Genomic DNA, 22,717 nt, shown 5'->3' on the forward strand with positions numbered 1-22,717 from the left:
CCAGACTATTTGATTATAACGCTGAGGGGATGTCTTTGCCACAAGGGATTTTAGCATACTTTGTAACATTTAACACTGTATCTAAGCTTAGCTAAACTTTCAGCTAATTTTCAGCGTACTTTCAGCCTATTTTCAGATTCATTTCCGATGAAGGATGGTGGGCTTTTTGTGTATGGCGAATCAGGCTCGAAAGGGGACAGCAAATGTCAGTATCCATAAATAACTATTACAATAAAAATTATTACTACGACAACAGCAACAACGGAGGCACCAGTAGTACAACCTCTACACAATCCTCTGGTACCAACAAGAGCAAAAATGTGTCCGGAACAGATTCAATTGACTTCAGTCAAGTAGCCCTGCAGTATTTCAGCAGTAACAAGACCGATGACAGTTCAGAAGATTACTCCACAGATACTTATGCTCCGATAAAAAAACATTCTGCTCCTCCGTTAACCACAGATCGAATGAAGTCCTTGCTAACGGAAATCCAAACCAATGTGTCCTCTGCGGATTCGGAAGAGGATACTTCATCCAGCACAGATAGCACCTTGGCTACATTGCAGGATTTGCTTAGTGACATCGATCTCTCGACTGCCAATGAAGATGAAATTTCCTCATTGTTCCAAAATATTCAGTCTGTTCCGTTCTCTTTAGCTTATGCGGATAGTCCTTCGGCCAGTGAGACTCAAGGAGCAAGCGGTATCCCGTCTATGCTGCAATCCATGCAGAGCATCGCTCCACCTTTTATGTGGGGAGTTGAGGATTCAGCGGATACCGAAGACAGCAGCGCAACATCACTTGATACCGGACTGACCACAGACGATATCCAGTCGATATTAACGAAGCTGCAAAGCCAGCTGAACTCGGTTAACGTAGCGGATGATTCCACAAAGAACGCCAGCAATCCATTGGATGTGGTGAAGAACATGCTCTCCAATGTTAATATCTCGTCGGCTTCCGATGACGATTTGTCTACACTTTTCGATCGGGTTTTGAAGACCTTCGATCAGGTTCCACAAACCGTCAATTAATCAGTTTTCATTAAAAGCCTTCACCGCCGTATCAGCAAGCCCACAAGTTTACCTGAAAATAAGAAAAACGGCTATACATGCAAATACACATGTATAGCCGTTTTCCCTTAATGACAAACTACAGCAATGCTAAAATTCGATCAATTTCAGATGAGCGCTCTTCAGAAGTCACTTGAATACCATTTCTTCTAAGCAACGCCGCAGTTACCCCATGACCGGCAATTTTCTCACCATTAAATTCCCCGTTATAAATCATTGAACTCCCACAGGAAGGACTGCTCTGCTTCAGGACAACCAGAGTTGCCCCTACCTCAAGTGCTTTCTCTAAAGTCAGATAAGCACCTCTGACAAACATTTCGGTTACGTCCGTCCCCGAGCTATTCATAACCTTGGCGTTTCCCTCCAGCACATCATCGCCGTCTCCGCCTACGATCTCAGCTGGTTCCCGGGGAATCGATAACCCTCCTAATAATTCGGGACATACAGCAACTGCCTTGTTTTCCTCAACTAGTCTTTGAATGGTATGATCTAAACTATGTAGTGCGTTATATCTTACCTTCATGCCCGCTAAACAGGAGCTTACCAAAATCACAAAATCACCTCTACCTTTAGTAAACTTTATTCATATTAATTAGACCCTATTAGGAGTGCTGAACATGTGCGGACGATATACGATTACCGTCTCGATGGACGAACTTATGCTCAGATACCTTACGAATGACGCTACAATTATTCACTATGCTCCCAAGTATAACGCAGCTCCCATGCAATATATACCAGCAGTAATCCATAACGGCTCACATAATAAACTTGGGGAGCTTCGTTGGGGACTGGTTCCCTCATGGGCCAAAGACGATAAAGGCGGAAGCAGGCTCATTAACGCTCGTGCAGAGTCGCTGTTAGAGAAGCCGTCATTTAAACGACTGATCAGCACACGCCGGTGCCTCATCCCCACTGATGGATTTTACGAATGGAAAAAACAAGACAGCAATAAGCAGCCCTTAAGGATCGTTATGCTCGATGGAGGCATTTTTTCTATGGCAGGGCTGTATGATATCTGGGTAGATCCGGAAGGCAAGAAACTCAGTACCTGCACGATTATCACTACCACACCCAACAGCCTAATGGCCGACATACATGACCGTATGCCTGTAATTCTGAAGCCCGAAGATGAATCCGAATGGCTCAGTCGGGATAATTATAACGTACCGGAATTAATGAAGCTGCTGAAACCTTATGCTACAGATCAGATGAGAGCCTATCCCGTTTCTTCGGCGGTCGGTAATGTGCGGAATGACTCGAAAGAGCTCATTGACGAAAACAAAGAGTTAGGATAAAAAATACAAAGAGCAGAGAGATTATCTTCTGCTCTTTGTGTTTTTTGGGGTTATGAACCAGCAGTAAACATCTTGATGATAGTCCAATCAATGAAATGTATCCCTGTGTATGATTTATTAAAGGAACTGAGCTTAATTAGAAAAGGGTGAGTAAATTGAACCTACAAGATGTTAAGAAAAACTATGATTTAATAGTTAGCTTAGGTGCGTCTTGTGCTCCTGCAGTAAATATGAAAAGGTGGAATTTAAGAAAATTCTCCATGCCTCTTGATTGGATGGTATCTATATCACTAACCGATGTTAACAGACTTCTACAAAACAAGTTTCAGAATTTCATGGAATTTGACAACCTGAGTGTGCAGGAAGATACGCATTATTTTTTGGATGAGGGGTTACCTATTTTTGTTGATAGAACGGAGACAGCTGTAGTGAAATCCTATTTTATAAAAGACACCCTATACAACATCACCTCTGTTCATGATTTCCCGATCATCGAGGGTACAAATTGGACAATGACCTATCCATCCTATAAAGCGAAACTTGATCTACGAATAAAACGATTTTGGGATCGATTAACGAACAGCAAAAATACTTTATTCATCAGGTGGTCCGCAGATTATGAGCAGGCTGTGGAACTACAGTCGATTTTGTCTCATCTATTGAACAAGAACAATTTTACCGTCATTATTCTTAATCCTGTACATGAATTAATATCTGTAAGAGAAGCAAATTGGAACATCAAGAATGTATGCGCCTTGGAATTCCCCAACAACATGGACGATTACGAGAGTTGGGATTATATCCTGAAAGACATAGTAGTAACAAATGATTAATATCCCGTATTCGTTGGAGAAGCCTTTATTTCATGCTTCTCTTTTTGTTTTTATTAAATGATTCCTCATTGCTAGCTATTTTTGTATATAAATTACATATCATTTCTCAGACAACAGATCCGTCATCGATGGACCCTATTGCGGGATAACGAGCATGATTTGATTTACGGAGGTTCTCTCTCTGGGGCTATGCCTTCAAAATATCGGCAATAGAACTTTGAAAAAACTTAACATTGGCGACATTAATTTTAAAGACACTATAGTCTCTTTAGCATATGATAAAGATAAAAATCATACTTTATTTGGCTTTAGTGATTACACTTGATGATCCCATGTATAGGGTGTTCAAAGGTGATTTAAATAATAAATATGTTGTTGTTGATGAACTAAAATTGAAATGAAGTAAGGTGATTTTATTAATTTTATGAAAATAAAAAAGTGGATTATCACTATTCTAGTTTTTTGGAGTCTAATAAAGATTTTATATTTTTTATTTGCCAAAGTGATTACTGAATACATCACTTTCCCAGATCCATACAATAATATATTTCAAATGATCGGCATGGCATTGGTTTTTATATTATCTCTTATTCTTACATCACTTTTAATTAACGAGAAAAATTCCCTATCCTAAAATGAAGGAGTTGTCCCAAATCCATGAAACATAGCTTTCACTATAATTTTTCTGAATAAGGGATATAATTGCTCAAGCTTTATGTTCCTATTAGTGATGAATAACTAAATCACTATTAAGATTAAAAAGAGCAACCCGGGACGGTGAATTATGAGAAGAACATTTTCCACATTATCGGGTAGCCTTATCTTTATAATTGCGACTTCTGACCAGAACCTACAAAAAAGGCTCCCCTAAGGGAGCCGAAACCTGGCGCATCAATGTTTTTTGCTATTTCACTAAATATAAAACATATAATTATCCGCATGGTTTTCTTCCTTGAAGTTAATCAGGTCGGAAAGTGTCGTTGAATCCAGTACATCTGCTATGCTGTCGCGGATACGAAGCCAGAGATCACGCTTCGCCGGATCATCTTCTTCTGTAAAATCAACAGGAGAAATAGGACCCTCCAGAACACGTATAATATCACCAGCGGTAATTGTGTTCGATTCGCGGGCCAGAATATATCCTCCGTAGGCTCCACGGATACTTTTAACAAGTCCGGCGTTGCGCAGGGGGGCAATCAGTTGTTCGAGATAATGCTCGGACAATCCATTTTTCTCGGCAATACTCTTAAGCGATGTTGGACCCTCGCCGAATCTAATGGCAAGCTCCATCATAATAGTTAATCCGTAACGTCCTTTTGTTGATATTTTCAAAGGGGCACCTCTTTCAGTTTAATTGCTGGTTATAGTATAATAATTAGTTGGTAGACATGAGAATTGTCATATCAAGGTATTCCGATGTTTGCTCTTAGTTTATGTTATCATATCCACGGACAATTTTGGAGAACAAAACGTAACTTTTTACGATAATGTTCGCCCCCGGTGGACAAATTGTCATTTTCGCACCCCTTTTCTGGGTAAATAGACATTACAACGGGCGATATGGGCAGATAGTTATGTTATAATACATTTTGAGCCGGGTGTTTCGTGAAATAACCGGTATATTGGGTAAAGAAATGGTGATTACGATGACAAAAGCAAATCAAGACATCCGTGTCGTCGTCGGTATGTCCGGCGGGGTCGATTCCTCCGTGACTGCCCTTCTGCTCAAACAGCAGGGGTATGACGTCATTGGCATCTTCATGAAGAATTGGGACGATACCGATGAATTCGGAGTATGCACAGCCGAAAGCGATGCAGAGGATGTTCGCCGAGTGTGTGAGCAGATTGATATTCCTTACTATACCGTTAATTTCGAAAAGGAATACTTTGATAAAGTATTTTCCTATTTCCTTGAAGAATATAAGGCTGGGCGGACACCAAATCCTGATGTAATGTGCAACCGCGAGATCAAGTTCGGAGAGTTCCTGAACAAAGCGCTGCAGTTGGGCGCGGATTATGTGGCTACTGGGCATTATGCACAGGTTATCGAGGAAGACGGTTTGTTTAAGCTTCTGCGCGGTGTAGATAACAATAAGGACCAAACTTATTTTCTGAATGCATTGGGTCAATACCAGCTCTCCAAGACAATGTTCCCAATCGGTCATCTTCCTAAGCCGGAGGTACGGAGAATCGCTGAAGAGGCTGGACTTTACACTGCCAAGAAAAAAGACAGCACCGGTGTCTGTTTTATCGGCGAGCGCAATTTCCGCGAATTCTTAAGCCAATACCTGCCTGCCAAATCCGGTGAAATGGTTGATATCGCTACAGGGGAGAACAAAGGCCGGCACGATGGGCTAATGTACTATACGCTCGGACAACGACAAGGTCTGGGTATCGGTGGCTCCGGCAACGGAGAGCCATGGTTTGTGGCTGAGAAAGACCTCACCAGCAACATTCTTTATGTTGTCCAAGGTGACAAGCACCACAGCTTATACTCCACCAGCCTGATTGCTTCTGGTGTAAGCTGGATTGACGGTCAGGAGCTCGGCAATGAGCCACTGCGCTGCACGGCCAAGTTCCGCTATCGCCAGCCTGACCAGGGTGTCATTGTGACACAACGTGAAGACGGAACCTTCCATGTTGCTTTTGATGTTCCACAGAAGGCGATTACGCCAGGTCAAGCCGTTGTTTTCTATCAGGGCGAGTTATGTCTCGGCGGAGGAACAATTGAAGTTGCCGAGAAGGTCGTACCCTCGCTGCAATCATAATGAAATGAAAAGGGATGTTCTAAAGCCATTGCGGCTTAGGACATCCCTTTTTTTGTTACCTTACCTCTTATTGTTCACGCCGCAGCGCCTGATTATGTCTGATCTTCGCTTCATTTCCCTGCTCGGTAGCCTGATAGAACACACGCCTTGCGATTTCCTTGGGCAAATAGTCCTGTTTCACATAATGACCTGGAAAATCATGTGGGTATTGATATCCAGCATGTCCGAGCGCAGTGGCACCTTTATAATGTGTATCCCGCAAATGCAGCGGCACCTCTGCCGATTTAAGATCATCCATACTGGCCATTGCTTTCGAAATCGCTGCAACAACGGCATTGGACTTCGGACTCTCCACTGCGAAGAGGATCGCTTGAGCAATGTTCAGTTTGGCTTCTGGCCAGCCGTTGTTCCGATAAGCCTCCAAAGCACTCACTGCCTGAACCATCGCCTGTGGATTAGCGAGGCCAATATCCTCGCTGCTGGCCGCAATCAGGCGGCGAATGAAGGTCATGGGGTCCATGCCAAGCTTCTCCACCGCATAGAGAAACCAGAACAGTGCGGCGTCACTGGAACCGCGGATACTTTTGTGAAAAGCAGAAAGAACATCATACTGCGTCGACTCATCCGCTTTGACAATCGGTCGGCGAATGGATTCCTCCGCTACCTCCAGTGTAATATGTACGCTCCCATCCATCTCTGGTGCTGTGGTCAGGGCAGCCAACTCCAGGGCATTCAATGCCCGCCGAATATCGCCGTTAGCCATTGTTGCTATATGCAGCAACGCGTCTTCATCTACCTGAAGCTCCATAAAACCTAGTCCTTTTTCCTTGTCAGCCAAGGCTCTTCTCATCGCAATGAGACTGTGCTCGCTGGTCAAAGACTCCAACTGAAACAGCGTAGATCGGCTCAGCAGCGCTCCGTTTACATAATGGAACGGATTCTCCGTGGTCGCACCAATAAAGGTAATTGTCCCCTTCTCAACGGCAGGCAGAAGCGCATCCTGACGAGAGCTATTAAAGCGGTGTACCTCATCCAGAAAAAGAATGGTCTTCGAACCGTACAGTGACTTATTACTCTGAGCCCGCTCAATAACCTCACGTACGTCCTTCACTGAAGCTTCGACCGCGTTCAGACGCACAAATTCCCCTTGCGTATGATGAGAAATAATATGAGCCAAAGTTGTTTTGCCGCAGCCCGGTGGGCCGTAGAGCAGAATTGAGGATACCTGATCGGCCTCAATCGCTCTGCGCAGCAGCTTTCCCCGGCCTACAATATGCTCTTGACCAATATATTCATCGAGATTCTCCGGCCGCATCCGGTCCGCCAACAGACGTCCGCCCCCGGTATCTTCCCCGAAAGAAAATAAATCCATAGCTCCACATCCTTGCTGTATTCTTGTATATAGGGATACTAAACCTCTCCTATCATACCATAACGCCATATACAGAAGCGCCCGTAAAGACTCGAAGCCTGTGCTTTAAGTTCATGTCCGGATCGTCAAAAAGAGCATGAATCCGTCTTCGTCAACGGAGCCATGCTCTTTATTCAAAGTTTGGACTAGCGGTTTAGAGCCAATCGCACTTTTGAGATGATTTTGCGGATGCTTTCCTCCGACAAATGGTATTTCTTCTGCAGCTCAGGCACTGAACTGCCGCTTCGATGACAACAAAAGATCTCCTCGTTGCGACTGGCAATTTCTTGTCTTGAACCACTGATTTCGCCCCATTTTACTCTTTCTTCATTCTTCTTAGGGATGTAAAGCAATTCACCCTGGATGTAACCCTGAAGCTCTTCGAGCAAGCCAGGGGGAAGCACATCCTTCCCATTTACGTAACTCACGCTCAATTTCCTCCTTCAACAGGTGTGTCCCTTTGCGTCCGTTCACTACATGTAAAGTAAAATCCACGTCACCTGCCTCCTTTCTCATGTTCATATTTGGTAAAACCAATAATTTCATTATATTAAAACCTTTGGTTAAATGTCTATGTTCCAATGTTTATACTTCCATATTGTGAAACTTATATATTCATATATTTTAAAATAAGGAGGCCTTGCGGCCTCCTCCGTTTAAGCGGGTTTCCGTCTTAGACGGAAACCACCTCGTATTCTGAAATCATGTCATTCAGCCTCCTTCCAGAAGTAATCTCGCCCGGCCGGACACTTATTATTAAGCCATAGCTGCATAGGAGTTACAAGTTCAAAAACAGTTATAACCGTTCTCCACCAACCTGCACAACAGTTTCGAATTCACTGAAGCGGCAGATTACTCTGCATTCGGCCAGCCAGTGGCAGTCTCCCCTGCTGTTGCCTGCACGTATGAAGGAAGTCCGCCATTATGCAGCAACCACAGCTCATGTAGCGCACGAGTACAGCCTACGTACATAAGCTTCGCATCCCAAGCGGCAGAGCCGTAATGATCAAGATCGGCATCAGCCAGGATGACAGCATCAAACTCTAATCCTTTGGATAAATATACAGGCAGCACAGATAGCCCACCACGATATTCAGTCATACTGCCATCAATTAGATGAATATCCGCGAAATGCTCTGTGAGCACAGCGTATAGCTCTTCAGCCTCACGAAGACTTCGTGTCAGTATAGCAACTGTACGGTATTCACGCCCGGAGAGCGCCGCCAGAGCGGCTCTAACGTCACCAATGCGACCACTCTCCGCACCATTTCCTGCGCTCTGCCCTTCCCCATAGGATATCAGGCGAACGGGATTACCGCTGCGGAAGACCGGCACGGCGAGCAATGAGCTGCCCACGCCAGAGGTTAGAATTCCGTTGGCGAACTCGATAATCTCCATAGTCGAACGATAACTGCGTGTTAGTGCATGATAAGCTGTATGCTCGGGAGCAAACAGCGCTTGCATTTCTGCCCAGGCATGTACGCCTTTATAGGCATGAATTCCTTGCGATAAATCGCCAAGAATGGTAAAGGAATGTCCGCGCACATACAAATCCAGCACAGCAATCTGGAAAGGCGAGAAATCCTGTGCCTCATCGATGACAACATGGTCAAAACGGTCGCCACCCTCGTTACCGTTCAACAAATAATGAATGTATAATAACGGCGGCAGATCCTCTTCGCGCAAAATTCCTTTTTTTAACTCTTTAGCAGTTTCCTTCAGCACGCTTGCCGGAATGGCCTCCGACGGTTCAATCGGCCAACTCTCCGGCACTTTAACAGCCCGAAAGATTTGTTTATAGATCGTCAAAGGGTCATATTTAGGCCATTTTGCACTGTATGCTTTCTCGCGCTGTGCCCCTTTTTTCTTATGATCCTTCATTGCTGCAGTTGATGAACTTTTCTTCAGCTCCATCTCAATCCAGCGGTGAATCCGTGCCATTACACGTTCTTTACGTTTGGCCGGAGGATACGGACTATACTCCTCATTATGCCAGCGCAGAATCATGGAACGACGCAGGACTGCACCTTCCCAGGGACTGAAATCATCCTCTGGAACCGAGTTTACTTCTAGCAGCTTAATGCTGGACTCAATAATCTCCATCAGCACCGTTGAACCCTTGAAGCGTCCTTGTGTCTCTTCCGTAATCTCCGGCATTCCACCCTTAGCTTCAAACCAGCGATTCAGAGTCTCTGTGGCATCCTGCTCCGGTAACTCAAGGCCGAGCGTCTGTGCTGCCCAGTCCGGAAAGGTACTTTGCATAATATTGCCCACGCCCAGCTCAGGCAGAACATCTGAAATATAATCCAGGAACATCCGGTTCGGAGCGAAAATAATCATTTTCTCCGCTGAAACCTGGTCCTTGTATTGATATAGTAAAAAAGCTAATCGGTGCAGCGCGACCGTAGTTTTCCCACTCCCTGCCACGCCCTGAATGATCAGCGCCGTATTCTTGGCCGCACGGATAATCTTGTCCTGCTCCTCCTGAATCGTCGAAACGATATCGCGGAGTCGATTATCTTTGTTCTCACCCAGCCGATAGACGAGGAATTCGTCCGATACTGCTGGCCCGTCACTGTCTCGATTATAGGTATCTGCTACCCGCTCCAGTATTTCCTTGCGGATAACAACATTGCGTTTGAGGTAGACCAAACCTTCAATAAGTCCCTCCGGAGCTTCATAGGAAGCGGGTTCAGCTCCGCCGGTAAATGAATAGAACAGGCTAGCCACTGGCGCGCGCCAATCGATAACTAGCGGGCGGTCACTTACCTGTTCGCGGTCTGCACCGATTTTGCCGATATAGAGTGCCTTGCGTTCGTCTTCATCATTGCCCTGAAAATCAAGCCGTCCGAAATAAGGCTCCTGCCTAAGCTTGGCAAGATCTTTGCGCTTCTGTTCCCGAGAGGCCTCCAAGGCTTGTTCCGTAAACTCGTGTCCCGTGTATACCGGAGTATTGCGGAGTTTCTCAAGTACAGTATCAATTTCCGTAAGCGCGCTGTTCAGCCTGCTTTCTTCCTCTTGATAGGCACTTTGAATGTTGTCTTCCAATTTCAGTTACCTCCTAAAAGTGTTATGGAGCTATTCCTTCTATGTCTGATCAAGCAAAAAGGATACTCATTGTAGCACACCAGAGAATTCAAAGCTACAATAATGCATGCAAAATAAAATTAGCTACAAAGAGCCCGGCAATTCCATAAAGCGCTGGCGGGACCTCTTTTCCTCTGCCCATCGACAGCTTCAGGATCGGATAGGTAATGAATCCAAACGCCATTCCGTCCACAATACTGTAGGTGAAAGGAATCATAACCATGATCAGGAAGGAGGGAAACAGTTCTGTCATATCACTAAAGTCCATTTCGCGTACGCTCTGGACCATAAGCCCGCCGATAACAATCAGGATCGGAGCGATTGCGCTATCCGGCACGTAAGCCAACAGTGGAATGAACAGGAACGTGGCCCCGAACAGGAGGCCGGTGACCAGTGAGGTCAGACCGGAACGTCCTCCTGCAGCAATGCCGGCAGTCGATTCAGCTGCGGCGACCACTGGACTACTGCCGAATAAGCCAGCTGCAATATTAGCGATAGAGAGCGCCCGCAGACTGCTTTTGAAGCGCTCTGGATGACCTGCCATCAGCGTCTGGGAAGCGATCAGACCGATATTTTCAAATACGACGATCAACAGCAGCAGGAACACCGCTATCCAGAACACCAGGCTGATCCCACCGCTCCAATCCATGCCCGCAAATACATCTCCATAACCAGTGAATACATGACCTGAACCCAGATTCTTCGGCGCATGTGTTGCTCCGAGTAGGTAAGCAAGTCCAGTACCCACCAGCATGCTGATTAATAGTCCTCCGCGCGTTCCACGGATAAATAGCACTAAAGCCAGCACTAAGGTAATACAGGAGGTTAAGACCGCAGGATCACTAAAATGTCCGATCGCCACAAAGGTCGTGCGGTGCGCGATCACAATCCCACTCTTTTGCAGGCCAATAAAGGTCAGGAACAGACCTATTCCGACAGTAATCGCATGCTGCAGATTATGGGGAATCGCGTCACTAAGAATACGGTAAAGCGAGGTGAACGCAACGATAGCAAACAAGATGCCGGTAACGGTCACTACAGCAAGTGCTTCGCGCCAATCCAGCTTCATGGAATGCACAAGTGTATAGGTGAAAAAGGCATTAATACCCATGCCTGGTACGACGATGATCGGAGTTTTGCCACCAAAAGCCATCAGCAGACAGCCAATTATGGCCGTCAACAACGTAGCCACCATTCCCGCTCTAAGCGGCATCCCCGCATCATGGAGTATCGCTGCATTGACCATTACAATATATACAGAAGCAAAATATGATAGGATACCTGCTGCCCATTCCCGTTTCCAGTCCTGCTCCGGTTCCAGCCCCACGCTATTCCGCCAGAAATTCGCTTTCATTGTACAACCTCCACTACTATTTAAGTTCCGCTGGCTATTAATACCTGAATTACGCGCCTTATAATCAACGTTTATTCGGCGCTTAATCACAACAAAAGGACGTAAGCACCCGGATTACGGCTGCACGCCCTTTTGTCCTTTATTATTATATAAGAATGTATATGCTCCACACGCTAAGCGCTTCGATTATAGGCTGACTCCGCCGGCCTCCAACAAATCTCGTACAGCTACGCTGACCATAATCAGTCCAGCTACCGGCGGCACGAATGCATTGCTGGCAGGTGGCTGCTGTGCTTTGCGTCGATCCGGCGCATTCTCAGGAACGATTTTATCCGTGACATCCTGACGCGGCTTCATTGGCGGTTCAGTCGAGAACACGACCTTAACCCCTCTTTTGATGCCTTCCTTACGCAGCTTCTGGCGAATGATCCGGGCGATAGGGTCCATACTGGTCTTAGAGATATCAGCGACCTGGAAGCGAGTCGGATCTATCTTGTTAGCAGCACCCATGCTCGAAATCATAGCAATCCCACGCGCCAGACATTCCTTAATTAAATGGACTTTATAAATAATCGTATCCGAGGCATCAATAACATAATCCAGCTTGTATTTGAATAATTCTTCACAGGTTTCTTCCGTATAGAACATATTCAGCGCAATGGCTTCACATTCCGGATTGATCAGCTTGACACGCTCAACCATAAGATCGGCCTTCTTCTGTCCAACCGTTGTTGTGAGCGCATGAATCTGGCGATTTATATTGGTGATATCCACCGTATCCTTATCAATCAGGATCAGACGGCCGATCCCGCTGCGGGCCAAAGCCTCCACCGCCATGGCTCCAACACCACCGATACCAAGTACCGCCACCGTGCTGTTCTTCATAATTTCCAGACCTTCCGGTCCGATCGCCAGCTCGGTACGTGAGAATTGATGCAGCATGACGTATAGCCTCCTAAATGTTGTGATAGCACAGACTTCCAAATTCCACTTCGTAAAACTTGCTCCGCAAGTCTTAGACTAGTTGTTTCTTCTCTTTCTCCGGCTTCGGAGCGAGCTTGATATGCAGCTGTTCCAATTGTATTGCATCCACTGGCGAAGGAGCGTCCATCAGCAGGTCTGTTGCACTTGCCGTTTTTGGGAAGGCAATCGTCTCGCGCAGGTTCGTGCTGCCAGCGAGTAACATGACCAGACGGTCTAGACCGAAGGCAATCCCACCGTGTGGAGGCGTTCCATATTCGAAAGCGTCAAGCAGGAAGCCGAATTTCTCGTAAGCTACCTCTGGTGAGAATCCCAGTGCCGAGAACATTTTTTCCTGTACATCACGCTTGTAGATCCGCATCGAGCCGCCGCCAACTTCATAACCGTTCAAGACGATATCGTAGGCCTGTGCACGGATAGCACCCGGATCCGTATCAAATAACGGAAGATCCTCATCACGTGGACGAGTGAAGGGATGATGTTCCGCCACATAACGTTTTTGATCCTCGTCATATCCTAGCAATGGGAAGTCTGTAACCCAGGCAAACTTGAACACACTGTCGTCGATAAGGCCAAGCTGGCGTCCAATCTTCAGGCGAAGCGCACCCAGTACATCAGCAACCACCTTTTTATTATCAGCGGAGAAGAGCAGAAGGTCGCCTTCCTCAGCACCCGTACGTTCTTTAACAGCAGCAATCTCTTCCTCAGAAAAGAATTTCACGATCGGTCCTTTGAATTCGCCGTCTTTCACTTGAATCCAAGCCAAACCCTTTGCGCCATAACGTGAGGCATACGGACCAAGTTCATCAATTTCTTTACGGGACCAAGTGCCACAGCCTTTGGCGTTCAGGCATTTAACCTCGCCACCTTTTTCGATCACGGAAGCAAATACCTTCACTCCACTGGTAGTCACTATATCATTCATCTCCACAAGCTCCAGACCAAAACGCAGGTCCGGCTTATCGGAGCCATATTTACCCATTGCATCGGCATAAGTCAAACGCTGGAACGGAAGTGTGATATCGGCTCCAACGGTTTCTTTAAACAGACGTTGCATCAACTTCTCCATCATCCCGAGCAGATCATCCTGTGCCATAAAAGAGGTCTCAACGTCGACCTGAGTGAATTCCGGCTGACGGTCAGCACGCAAATCTTCATCGCGGAAGCAACGGGCAACTTGATAATAACGTTCGATGCCAGCCACCATCAGCAGCTGTTTATAAATTTGCGGTGATTGCGGCAGCGCGAAGAATTCACCTTCATGTACCCGACTCGGTACCAGATAATCACGCGCGCCTTCTGGCGAGCTTTTGGTCAGAATCGGTGTTTCTACGTCTATGAAACCTTCACTATCAAGGAAATCGCGGAAAATCTTAGTCGCCTGCGAGCGTAAGCGCAAAGTCCGTTGCATTTGCGGACGACGCAGGTCAAGGTAACGGTATTTGAGGCGCAGTGATTCATCCACTTCCACACCATCTTCGATGAAGAACGGTGGAGTCTTAGCCGTGTTAAGCACTTCAATCTCACTAATCTGCACTTCGATCTCACCGGTAGGCAGATTGCGGTTTACAGTTTCGGCATCACGCTTAACGACCTTACCGGTCACAGCCAATACATATTCACTGCGCACTTTATCGGCAGTCTGCAGTGCTTCACCGGAGTAATCCGGGTTAAATACAACTTGTACAATTCCGCTGCGGTCGCGGAGATCGATGAATAGTACACCACCAAGGTCACGACGGGTCTGAACCCAGCCGTTCAAGGTTACAGTTTCTCCAATATTGTCAGGTGTTAATTGTCCGCAATGATGACTTCTTGTCATAATTTATCATACCCCTTTATAGTTAAAAATACGTTATAACAGTGCCTGTCCCAATTCCTCTAATTTCACAGTCTGCTGCTCCCCGGTAGCCATTGATTTCAAAGCAATGACGCCATTATTCAGCTCTTCTTCGCCAAGTATCGCCGTATACCGCGCCGACATACGGTCGGCCGATTTCATTTGCGCTTTCATCTTGCGGCCGAGATAGTCTCGCTCTGCGGAGAATCCCAGATTGCGGAGCACGAACAGCTGCTTCGAAATCTCAATATCGGCTGCTTCACCAAGACCTACGAAATATACATCCAGCGGCTTTGTAGCTTCCAGTTCCACCTGCTGGTTCTCCAGAATCAGCAGAATTCGCTCCAGACCAATCCCAAAGCCAATCCCCGGCTGGTCCGGTCCGCCTATCTCTTCTACGAGGCCATTATAGCGGCCACCGCCGCCAACCGTATCAATGGACCCGATACCTGCTGCTTTATATTCAAACGCTGTATGGGTGTAATAATCCAACCCACGCACCAGACGAGGGTTAATCGTGTATTCCAAGCCCATGGCTCCCAGATGTTCTTTAACCTTCTCAAAATGAGTAGTGCACTCTTCATCCAGGCTGTCCAGAATGGAAGGAGCCTCCACAAATTTATCTTGATCTTTCTTACAATCCAGCACTCGCAGCGGATTGCGTTCCATACGCCGCTGGCAATCGCTGCAAAGAGTATCCTTCATGGGTCTAAGGAACCCTAGAAGCTTCTCACGGTATGCGGCACGGCTTGGTGCGTTACCCACCGAATTAATCTCTACCCTAACCCCACTCAGACCAAGATCTTTGCAGTATTGATAACCTAACGAGACAACCTCAGCATCAATGGCCGGATCAACCGCCCCAAATGCCTCAATCCCGAACTGATGAAACTGGCGGTATCTTCCCGCCTGTGGACGCTCATAGCGGAACATCGGTCCGATGTAATACAGCTTGCTGACATCCGGTTCTCCGTATAGCTTATTCTGTACGTAAGCACGAACAACGCCTGCCGTTCCCTCTGGACGCAGGGCTAAATCACGATCGCCTTTATCCTTGAAGGTATACATTTCTCCTTCAACAATATCCGTTGTTTCGCCTACACCCCGTTCGAACAGACCCGTGTGCTCGAACATTGGCGTACGAATTTCCCGATAATTGAAACGGTGGCATAGCTCCCTTGCTTTGCCTTCAATGTATTGCCATTTCTCCACCGCACCCGGTAGAACATCCTGCGTACCTGTAGGTTTCTCGAATCTTTCTTTAGCCACAGCCTATCCCTCCCGAAAAATAACCTTTCCTAACCTCATCGTGTGAACATTCTTATCTTTAAAAAAAACAAAAAAACCCCGCCCTGTTTATTACAAACAGGGACGAGGGATTATTATAAGTAATAATACACCCGTGGTACCACCCACATTCCGGATCAGTCTAATCACTGAATCCGCTCTAAGCGGTTAACGCCCGCCTACGCGCAAGCGGCTACTGTCGCGGCAATTTATGATTGCCTGCTTTCGCCGTGCGTTCTCGGGGAGGTCATTCATTCGTTCATCAACAGAATCCTTTCAGCCAAGCGGAAGCGGTTATGTCGTCCTTATTATGGACAGCAGCCGATTCTGCGGGATTCCTCTCTGGAGTTGTGGGCAGCGAATTACTTGTTCCCGTCATCAAAACATTATAATCAAACCGTATATTGTTAGATTCTACTGAACCACTGCACTAAAGTCAAGAAATCATAACAAGAAAAACGGGCTACCGAGCAAAATACAAAAAAATGACCTGCAGCCTAGTGCTGCAGGTCCATCATCATATATTATAAAAAAGGGGGTCATGCCACTATTATAAACGCGCTATATTAAGGAATCATGAATGTAATATTACGATTATATTACAGAAAAGAAAGCGCTGTATTTCATTGGATATTCCCCCTACGGAGTTCCTTTTTTATCATAACATTCTACAGTTTGTTCCACTATGTTTAATTTGCAGGGCATTTAGCAATCTGTTTGCTGTTCCAGAAATAACAAAAAAAGCTCCGGCAGACTCTTAGGAGCCAACCGGAACTTCCAGAAAAATTATGGTTTCACTCAAAAAGCTCCACATAAGCGTGCTTGCCCCGCAAGGTTTCCACTACCTCGTTATAATTTTCTTCGGCGACCTTAAGCTCCATAACATAATGAAGTCCATCGAGGTCTCCTTTAGCTATAGTATCATTTTTCTGTGCTTTATCCTCGTTAATAACAGGAACATCCTTTTCATCTAGCGAGTCAGGAGCAACAACTCCCGGTAAAATAGCCGCACCCATCACGGAGCCTGTCGTGCCTGCAGTTCCCACTATCCCTCCAGCCATTGCCGAGTTATTATACGGTGCAAGCGGTACCAGAATATTACGACTACGGCTACGATCACCGTCACTCCTTGTATCTAAAGGATCTGTAAGTGGTGATAACTGCAGATCCTCAACCTTGTAAGAGATTAATGCCGTCTTCGCACCTTGTGCTTCATCCTCAGTTCTGAAATAAGCCTGAATTCTTTTAGTCATGTTATTTCCCTCCTCTGGTTGATTTGTTCTTATTTCCCTATTACCCGAATTGAGGCAATCTATAACCTTGTGATAAATAATCCAGCTATTCATCGCTGTTCACCGACAATAAAAAATAAGAAGCCGCCACTCCTGCCGCTCATGTGCGCGGCAGGAGGCTGCGGCTTCTGCCTTTTAAAACATGGACTTCCGTTTGCCCCTCGTTCGCTTTCGCGGTCGCATAAGCTTCGACAGTGCTTCCTGTCGCAAGCGTCGGTATGTTTCTCCAAACCCATGCCTTCTGTGATTGTCTCATCGTGCACCCCTTGCAGCTATCCCATAATGTTCATCAGTCCCTAGCTTATCCAGCTTAGTCGAGCTCTATCCATTATTGAGTGCTTTGTATCGTGCTTTATTCAAAAAAAAGGATGCTAGGCGGTGTCCCTTTAAGGGGACAATGCCTAGCATCCTTCAAATGATATTATCCTAACCCTGACTATCCAGAATAAGTGTTACTGGGCCCCAATTAGTCAGTGAAACATCCATCATCGCTCCAAAAACGCCCGTTTCAACCTGAAGACCATTCCCTCTCAGCTCACGATTAAAATAATCATAAAGTGCCTGTGCCTCAATTGGAGCAGCTGCAGCCATGAAATTTGGACGTCTGCCCTTCCGGCAATCTCCATACAACGTAAATTGTGACACAGATAATATCGCTCCGCCGGTATCGGTGACACTGAAGTTCATTTTACCAGCTTCATCTTCAAAAATACGCAGACCCGCTATTTTGTCCGCCAAATATTTGGCATCCTTTTCCGTATCTCCATGAGTAACGCCGACCAACAGCATCAAGCCCTTACCAATCTCACCAATTACAGCACCATCAACGGTTACTTTGGCATCTTTACAACGTTGCACTACCACTCTCATTGCAAGCTTTCAACTCCTTGCCTTATTGCATAATACGATGTACCGTATATACATCCTTCACACGATTGACCCGGTCCACTACCGATTGCAAATGATCTGTGTTGCGGATGAGGATCGTCATGTGAATCATGGCCATCTTGTTCTTATCGGAACGTCCGGTGACAGCTGAAATATTAGTCTTGCTCTCGGAGACGGCCTGCAGCACTTCATTGAGCAGCCCGTTGCGGTCATGACCTGTAATCTCAATATCCACGCTGTAGTTAGCTTCCATCTCACCTTCCCATTCCACTTCGATCACGCGGGCTGCTTCCTCACCGTCAGCCTCACCTGGAATGTTGGGACAGTCTTCACGATGGACCGAAACCCCGCGGCCACGTGTAACATAACCAATAATATTGTCGCCTGGCACCGGATTACAACATCGGGCAAAGCGAACAAGCAAATTATCGATTCCCTTCACACGCACGCCATTTGTCGGTTGATTGCGCTTCTCGCCTGAAGACTTAATTTCCTTCATTTCTGAAGTTAGCTCCAGGTGATTCGCAGCCTCTTCCTGATCCTTGCGGAGTTTCTCCGTTAGTTTGGAGGCAATCTGTGCCGCAGTAATGCCGCCGAATCCCACAGCGGACAGCATATCCTCTATATCATTAAAGGCGAACTTCTTGGCTGCTTCGATCAGCTTATCGTCTGAACTATACTCAGAGATTTCTACATTAAGGCGTTTCAGCTCACGTTCAATCGCTTCGCGGCCTTTTTCGACGTTCTCTTCCCGTTTTTCCTTCTTGAACCATTGCTTGATCTTGCTGCGGGCATGTGAGGATTGGGCGATCTTAAGCCAGTCACGGCTGGGTCCAAAAGATTGCTTCGAGGTCAGAATCTCCACGATATCTCCGGTCTTCAGCTTGTGATCCAGCGGTACGATCCGCCCGTTCACCTTGGAACCAATCGTCCGGTTGCCGACCTCCGTGTGGATACGGAAGGCAAAATCAAGCGGCACAGAGCCTGCTGGCAACTCGATAACTTCACCTTTAGGAGTGAATACGAATACCAGATCGGAGAAAAAGTCCATTTTGAGTGATTCGACAAATTCTTCTGCATCCTTAGCTTCATGCTGCAGCTCCAGAATTTCGCGGAAAAACGGCATCCGATTCTCTGGATTAACGTTATTATTGCTGCTTCCTTCCTTGTAGGCCCAGTGGGCAGCAATCCCGAACTCTGCAGTACGGTGCATTTCCCAAGTGCGGATTTGAACCTCCGTTGGCTCCCCGCCTGGTCCCACTACCGTAGTATGCAGCGATTGGTACATGTTCGCTTTGGGCATAGCTATATAATCCTTGAACCGCCCTGGCATCGGCTTCCAAAGAGTATGGATAATTCCAAGTGTGGCATAGCAGTCCTTAATATTCTCCACGATGATGCGGATAGCCAGCAAATCGTAAATTTCATTGAACTGCTTATTTTTGGTGTTCATTTTGTTATAGACACTGTAGATATGCTTCGGGCGCCCGGAAAGATCGCCTTCAATACCCATTTCATCCAGCTTGGCGCGGATGCGCCCGATCACGCTTTCGATAAATTCCTCGCGTTCGGCCCGCTTCTTATGCACCAGATTGGCAATGCGGTAGTATTGTTGTGGATTCAAGTAACGGAGCGCAATATCCTCCATCTCCCACTTGATCGCTGAAATCCCCAGCCTGTCGGCAATGGGACAGAATATTTCTAAAGTTTCGTAGGAAATACGGCGCTGACTTTCTTCTGACTGATACTTTAGGGTACGCATGTTATGCAGGCGATCCGCCAGTTTAATCACTATGACCCGAATATCCTGAGCCATGGCAATAAACATTTTGCGGTAGTTCTCATTCTGCTGCTCTTCCTTGGAGCGAAAACGAATGCGTTCCAGCTTGGTTAACCCATCGACAAGCATTGCGCATGTATCGCCAAAATTCGCGCGGATCTGCTCCAGTGACACCGTCGTATCTTCCACAACATCGTGCAAAAGCGCTGCAATAATGGATATGACATCCATTTGCATATTGACGACAATATCTGCCACCGCCAGCGGATGCAGAATGTATGGCTCCCCCGATTTGCGGACCTGCCCGTGATGAGCCTGATCGGCAAATTCATAAGCTTCCCGGATGCGGAGAAGATCTTTTTCTTTTATATAGGCGCCGGCCTTGTCAATTAATCGCTCTATGCCCATTCTCGTCGTATCCGTTTCCTTTCTATAATAAAATGAACCCGCAACGGTTGCAAAATCTGCAGGTTCCATCATTTCTCGGGTTGTCTTACTCTCAGTCTAAAGTTGTCTATAATTATGACGCTTACGAGGAGTTACGTCAACACTTGCCATGGCGTGGCATTCTTGTCAGGCAATATGTCAAGATGGGGCAAATTGATGGCAGTTGTGAAAATGTTGTTGTAAAAATGCTCCGTTCTATTTAATCTAGTAAAGGCGCTTTGCCACAACCTAACATTATACTAGATAAGAAAGAGAAGTGAAATCCATTGCAACGCGAAATTCAAGTTAACGAAAGACTCCCTTGGGGCCCGGGTTTTCTTTTAAGTCTCCAGCATTTGTTCGCCATGTTCGGCAGTACGGTGCTTGTGCCTAACCTGTTTGGGGTAGACCCAGGTATGATTCTGCTTATGAACGGTTTAGGAACTCTGCTGTACATCTTTATCTGCCGCGGCAAAATACCAGCTTACCTAGGTTCAAGCTTTGCTTTTATCTCGCCGGTTATACTTGTACTTAAACAACATACAAACGATCATATGCATGGATATTCCCTTGCTTTGGGTGCTTTTATCGTCACTGGTGTTATTTTTGTGCTCGTAGCCGTAATTGTCCGTTATGCTGGAACAAGTTGGATTGATATCGTCTTTCCACCAGCTGTAATGGGCGCAATCGTGGCAACCATTGGTCTTGAACTCGTACCGGTCGCCGCGCGTATGGCTGGGCTTATCGCTCCTGAAGGAGTTGCGGTTACAGATTGGACGCCGGACAAAACGGCAATTCTGCTGTCTATGGTGACGCTGGGCGTGACCGTTATTGGAGCGGTTCTATTCCGCGGCTTTCCCAAAATCATTCATATTCTAATCGGTATCGTCACCGGTTATGGCTTGGCTTATATTATGCAAAAGGTAGATACAACTGCCATATCCAAGGCTCATTTTTTCGCACATCCAACTATAGTCACACCTACCTTTGACTGGCAAGTTATCCTTACCATCATTCCTGTGTCCCTTGTTGTTATTGTGGAGCATATTGGACATCTGCTGGTAACCAGCAACATTGTAGGCAAAGACTTGACTAAAGATCCCGGACTTGACCGGTCGCTTATGGGCAACGGTATTTCCACGATCATTTCTGGTTTCTTAGGCTCCACACCAAATACTACCTACGGTGAGAATATCGGCGTCATGGCCTTAACTAAAGTCTATTCTGTGTACGTTATCGGAGGGGCAGCCGTAATCGCCATTCTGCTCTCATTCTCCGGCACCTTCTCGGCTGTCATCGCCAACATTCCACTACCGGTTATGGGTGGTGTATCCCTATTGCTGTTCGGTGTCATCGCAGCCTCCGGACTACGAATTTTTGTGGAGCAGAAAGTCGATTTCTCCAAAGCAAGCAACATGATATTGGGAGCACTAGTCCTTGTTGTCGGCATCAGCGGGACAACCCTTACCCTAGGCAGAGTAGAACTCAAAGGCATGGCCCTTGCAACAATTGTCGGCATGGTTCTGGCCCTATTCTTCAAGCTTATCGAGGTGCTTGGCTTGTCCAATGAAAAAGAAAGTGATAAGTCTGCGCATTAAGCCCTGAATACTGGGATATAATCATTAATCATTTCAACAAGATGAACCGGCTTTGCCGTCCTTTATATGGACGGTACCCGTTTCTTCGAGAAATATAAGGATAAATTATTGCGTGAAGCATATAAATTCTTATATTTTAAAAAAGCGGAAGGCTGTCTGTAATCGACAGTCTTCCGCTTTTTATTTCCCGGGAAAAGTTAGGCCGGAAATGTTAGTCTTCGTAGGTCAACAAGGAAACAACTTCGATTCCGGAAAGCTTGTTGCGTCCGGCAAGTTCTACTAGTTCAATCAGAAAAGCTGCACCCACAACTACTCCACCCAACTGCTCCACAAGGCTAACCGAAGTAGCAATGGTACCGCCAGTAGCCAGTAAATCGTCAGCGATCAAGACATTCTGTCCGGGCAAGATTGCATCCGTGTGCACAGCGAGGGTATCTTTACCGTATTCCAGATCATAACCAACCTCGATCGTATCAAAGGGAAGCTTGCCGCTTTTGCGAATTGGTACAAAACCCACACCCAGTGCGTAAGCCAGCGGTGCGCCAATAACAAAGCCACGTGCTTCTGGTCCGGCAATTACATCAATCTTCATATGCGCAACCAGTGCTTTAAGCTCATCAATCGCCTGGCGATATGCAGGCCCGTCCTTAAGAAGAGTAGTAATATCCTTAAAGCTGATACCCGGCTGAGGGAAATCAGGAATCACACGAATACTATCTTTTAAATCCAAATCATCATCTCCTAAAAATTTTGTAAGCCTATTCTTCGTCGATTTACTTCGTACAAAATTACATCGGAAGC

General features: G+C 46.3%; 19 protein-coding genes. 5 read left to right on the forward strand and 14 right to left on the reverse strand.

All coding sequences use genetic code 11. The features are described 5' to 3' along the window. The first annotated feature begins 203 nt into the window (after positions 1-203). A complete protein-coding gene (locus GJB61_RS22620) occupies positions 204-1,034 on the forward strand; it encodes a hypothetical protein (protein ID WP_154121292.1) in 831 nt (276 codons plus the stop codon). 118 nt (positions 1,035-1,152) lie between these two features. Here GJB61_RS22620 and GJB61_RS22625 read toward each other — a convergent pair whose 3' ends face one another. Next, a complete protein-coding gene (locus GJB61_RS22625; RefSeq protein WP_338116037.1) occupies positions 1,153-1,626 on the reverse strand; it encodes a 2-thiouracil desulfurase family protein in 474 nt (157 codons plus the stop codon). Between the two features lie 64 nt (positions 1,627-1,690). Here GJB61_RS22625 and GJB61_RS22630 point away from each other — a divergent pair, with 64 nt between their 5' ends. Together GJB61_RS22630 and GJB61_RS22635 are read left to right on the forward strand one after the other, a co-directional pair. Then, positions 1,691-2,371, forward strand: a complete 681-nt coding sequence (locus tag GJB61_RS22630; protein WP_154121293.1) for an SOS response-associated peptidase — start codon at positions 1,691-1,693, stop codon at positions 2,369-2,371. A gap of 146 nt (positions 2,372-2,517) precedes the next feature. Next, a complete protein-coding gene (locus tag GJB61_RS22635) occupies positions 2,518-3,204 on the forward strand; it encodes a DUF1796 family putative cysteine peptidase (RefSeq protein ID WP_338116038.1) in 687 nt (228 codons plus the stop codon). Positions 3,205-4,116: 912 nt separating this feature from the next. On the opposite strand, the gene cymR is transcribed toward GJB61_RS22635, so the two are convergent. Continuing rightward, entirely contained in the window at positions 4,117-4,536 is a 420-nt protein-coding gene (cymR, locus tag GJB61_RS22640) for a cysteine metabolism transcriptional regulator CymR (protein ID WP_154121294.1), read from the reverse strand. A gap of 314 nt (positions 4,537-4,850) precedes the next feature. On the opposite strand from cymR, the gene mnmA reads away from it, so the two are divergent. Continuing rightward, positions 4,851-5,972: a tRNA 2-thiouridine(34) synthase MnmA gene (gene mnmA / locus GJB61_RS22645; RefSeq protein WP_154121295.1), complete on the forward strand. Its 1,122-nt coding sequence runs from the start codon at positions 4,851-4,853 to the stop codon at positions 5,970-5,972. A gap of 67 nt (positions 5,973-6,039) precedes the next feature. Here the strand turns inward: mnmA and GJB61_RS22650 are convergent, their stop codons facing one another. The 11 genes from GJB61_RS22650 to GJB61_RS22700 all read right to left on the reverse strand — a co-directional run bounded on the left by GJB61_RS22650 (position 6,040) and on the right by GJB61_RS22700 (position 20,300). Then, positions 6,040-7,344 carry a replication-associated recombination protein A gene (locus tag GJB61_RS22650; protein ID WP_154121296.1) on the reverse strand — a complete coding sequence of 435 codons (1,305 nt, stop codon included), beginning with the start codon at positions 7,342-7,344 and terminating at the stop codon, positions 6,040-6,042. A 185-nt stretch (positions 7,345-7,529) separates the two neighbouring features. Next, entirely contained in the window at positions 7,530-7,811 is a 282-nt protein-coding gene (locus GJB61_RS22655) for a CD3324 family protein (protein ID WP_338116039.1), read from the reverse strand. Between the two features lie 424 nt (positions 7,812-8,235). Then, entirely contained in the window at positions 8,236-10,431 is a 2,196-nt protein-coding gene (locus GJB61_RS22660) for a HelD family protein (RefSeq protein WP_154121298.1), read from the reverse strand. Between the two features lie 94 nt (positions 10,432-10,525). Continuing rightward, positions 10,526-11,824, reverse strand: coding sequence for an NCS2 family permease (locus tag GJB61_RS22665; protein WP_154121299.1), 1,299 nt, complete (start codon positions 11,822-11,824; stop codon positions 10,526-10,528). A 186-nt stretch (positions 11,825-12,010) separates the two neighbouring features. Next, positions 12,011-12,766 (reverse strand): tRNA threonylcarbamoyladenosine dehydratase, encoded by a 756-nt coding sequence (locus tag GJB61_RS22670; RefSeq protein ID WP_154121300.1) that lies wholly within the window; start codon positions 12,764-12,766, stop codon positions 12,011-12,013. A gap of 73 nt (positions 12,767-12,839) precedes the next feature. Then, complete coding sequence (gene aspS / locus GJB61_RS22675) at positions 12,840-14,627, reverse strand: aspartate--tRNA ligase (RefSeq protein ID WP_154121301.1); 1,788 nt, start codon at positions 14,625-14,627, stop codon at positions 12,840-12,842. 33 nt (positions 14,628-14,660) lie between these two features. Further along, on the reverse strand, positions 14,661-15,914 hold the full coding sequence (gene hisS / locus GJB61_RS22680; RefSeq protein WP_338116040.1) for a histidine--tRNA ligase: 1,254 nt from the start codon (positions 15,912-15,914) through the stop codon (positions 14,661-14,663). A gap of 812 nt (positions 15,915-16,726) precedes the next feature. Then, the gene (locus GJB61_RS22685) at positions 16,727-17,185 is read right to left on the reverse strand and encodes a hypothetical protein (RefSeq protein WP_154121302.1); all 459 of its coding nucleotides are present in this window, start codon (positions 17,183-17,185) and stop codon (positions 16,727-16,729) included. Positions 17,186-17,324: 139 nt separating this feature from the next. After that, positions 17,325-17,480, reverse strand: a complete 156-nt coding sequence (locus GJB61_RS22690; RefSeq protein WP_154121303.1) for a hypothetical protein — start codon at positions 17,478-17,480, stop codon at positions 17,325-17,327. A gap of 170 nt (positions 17,481-17,650) precedes the next feature. Continuing rightward, positions 17,651-18,094, reverse strand: a complete 444-nt coding sequence (gene dtd / locus GJB61_RS22695; protein ID WP_154121304.1) for a D-aminoacyl-tRNA deacylase — start codon at positions 18,092-18,094, stop codon at positions 17,651-17,653. Positions 18,095-18,116: 22 nt separating this feature from the next. Continuing rightward, positions 18,117-20,300, reverse strand: a complete 2,184-nt coding sequence (locus tag GJB61_RS22700; protein ID WP_154121360.1) for a RelA/SpoT family protein — start codon at positions 20,298-20,300, stop codon at positions 18,117-18,119. 305 nt (positions 20,301-20,605) lie between these two features. Here GJB61_RS22700 and uraA point away from each other — a divergent pair, with 305 nt between their 5' ends. Further along, the gene (uraA, locus tag GJB61_RS22705) at positions 20,606-21,916 is read left to right on the forward strand and encodes a uracil permease (RefSeq protein ID WP_154121305.1); all 1,311 of its coding nucleotides are present in this window, start codon (positions 20,606-20,608) and stop codon (positions 21,914-21,916) included. 211 nt (positions 21,917-22,127) lie between these two features. Here the strand turns inward: uraA and GJB61_RS22710 are convergent, their stop codons facing one another. Then, positions 22,128-22,646 carry an adenine phosphoribosyltransferase gene (locus tag GJB61_RS22710; RefSeq protein WP_154121306.1) on the reverse strand — a complete coding sequence of 173 codons (519 nt, stop codon included), beginning with the start codon at positions 22,644-22,646 and terminating at the stop codon, positions 22,128-22,130. Positions 22,647-22,717: the final 71 nt, after the last annotated feature.

Origin of the sequence: Paenibacillus monticola (genome assembly GCF_009664975.1) — a bacterium.
Taxonomy (GTDB): domain Bacteria; phylum Bacillota; class Bacilli; order Paenibacillales; family Paenibacillaceae; genus Paenibacillus_AQ; species Paenibacillus_AQ monticola.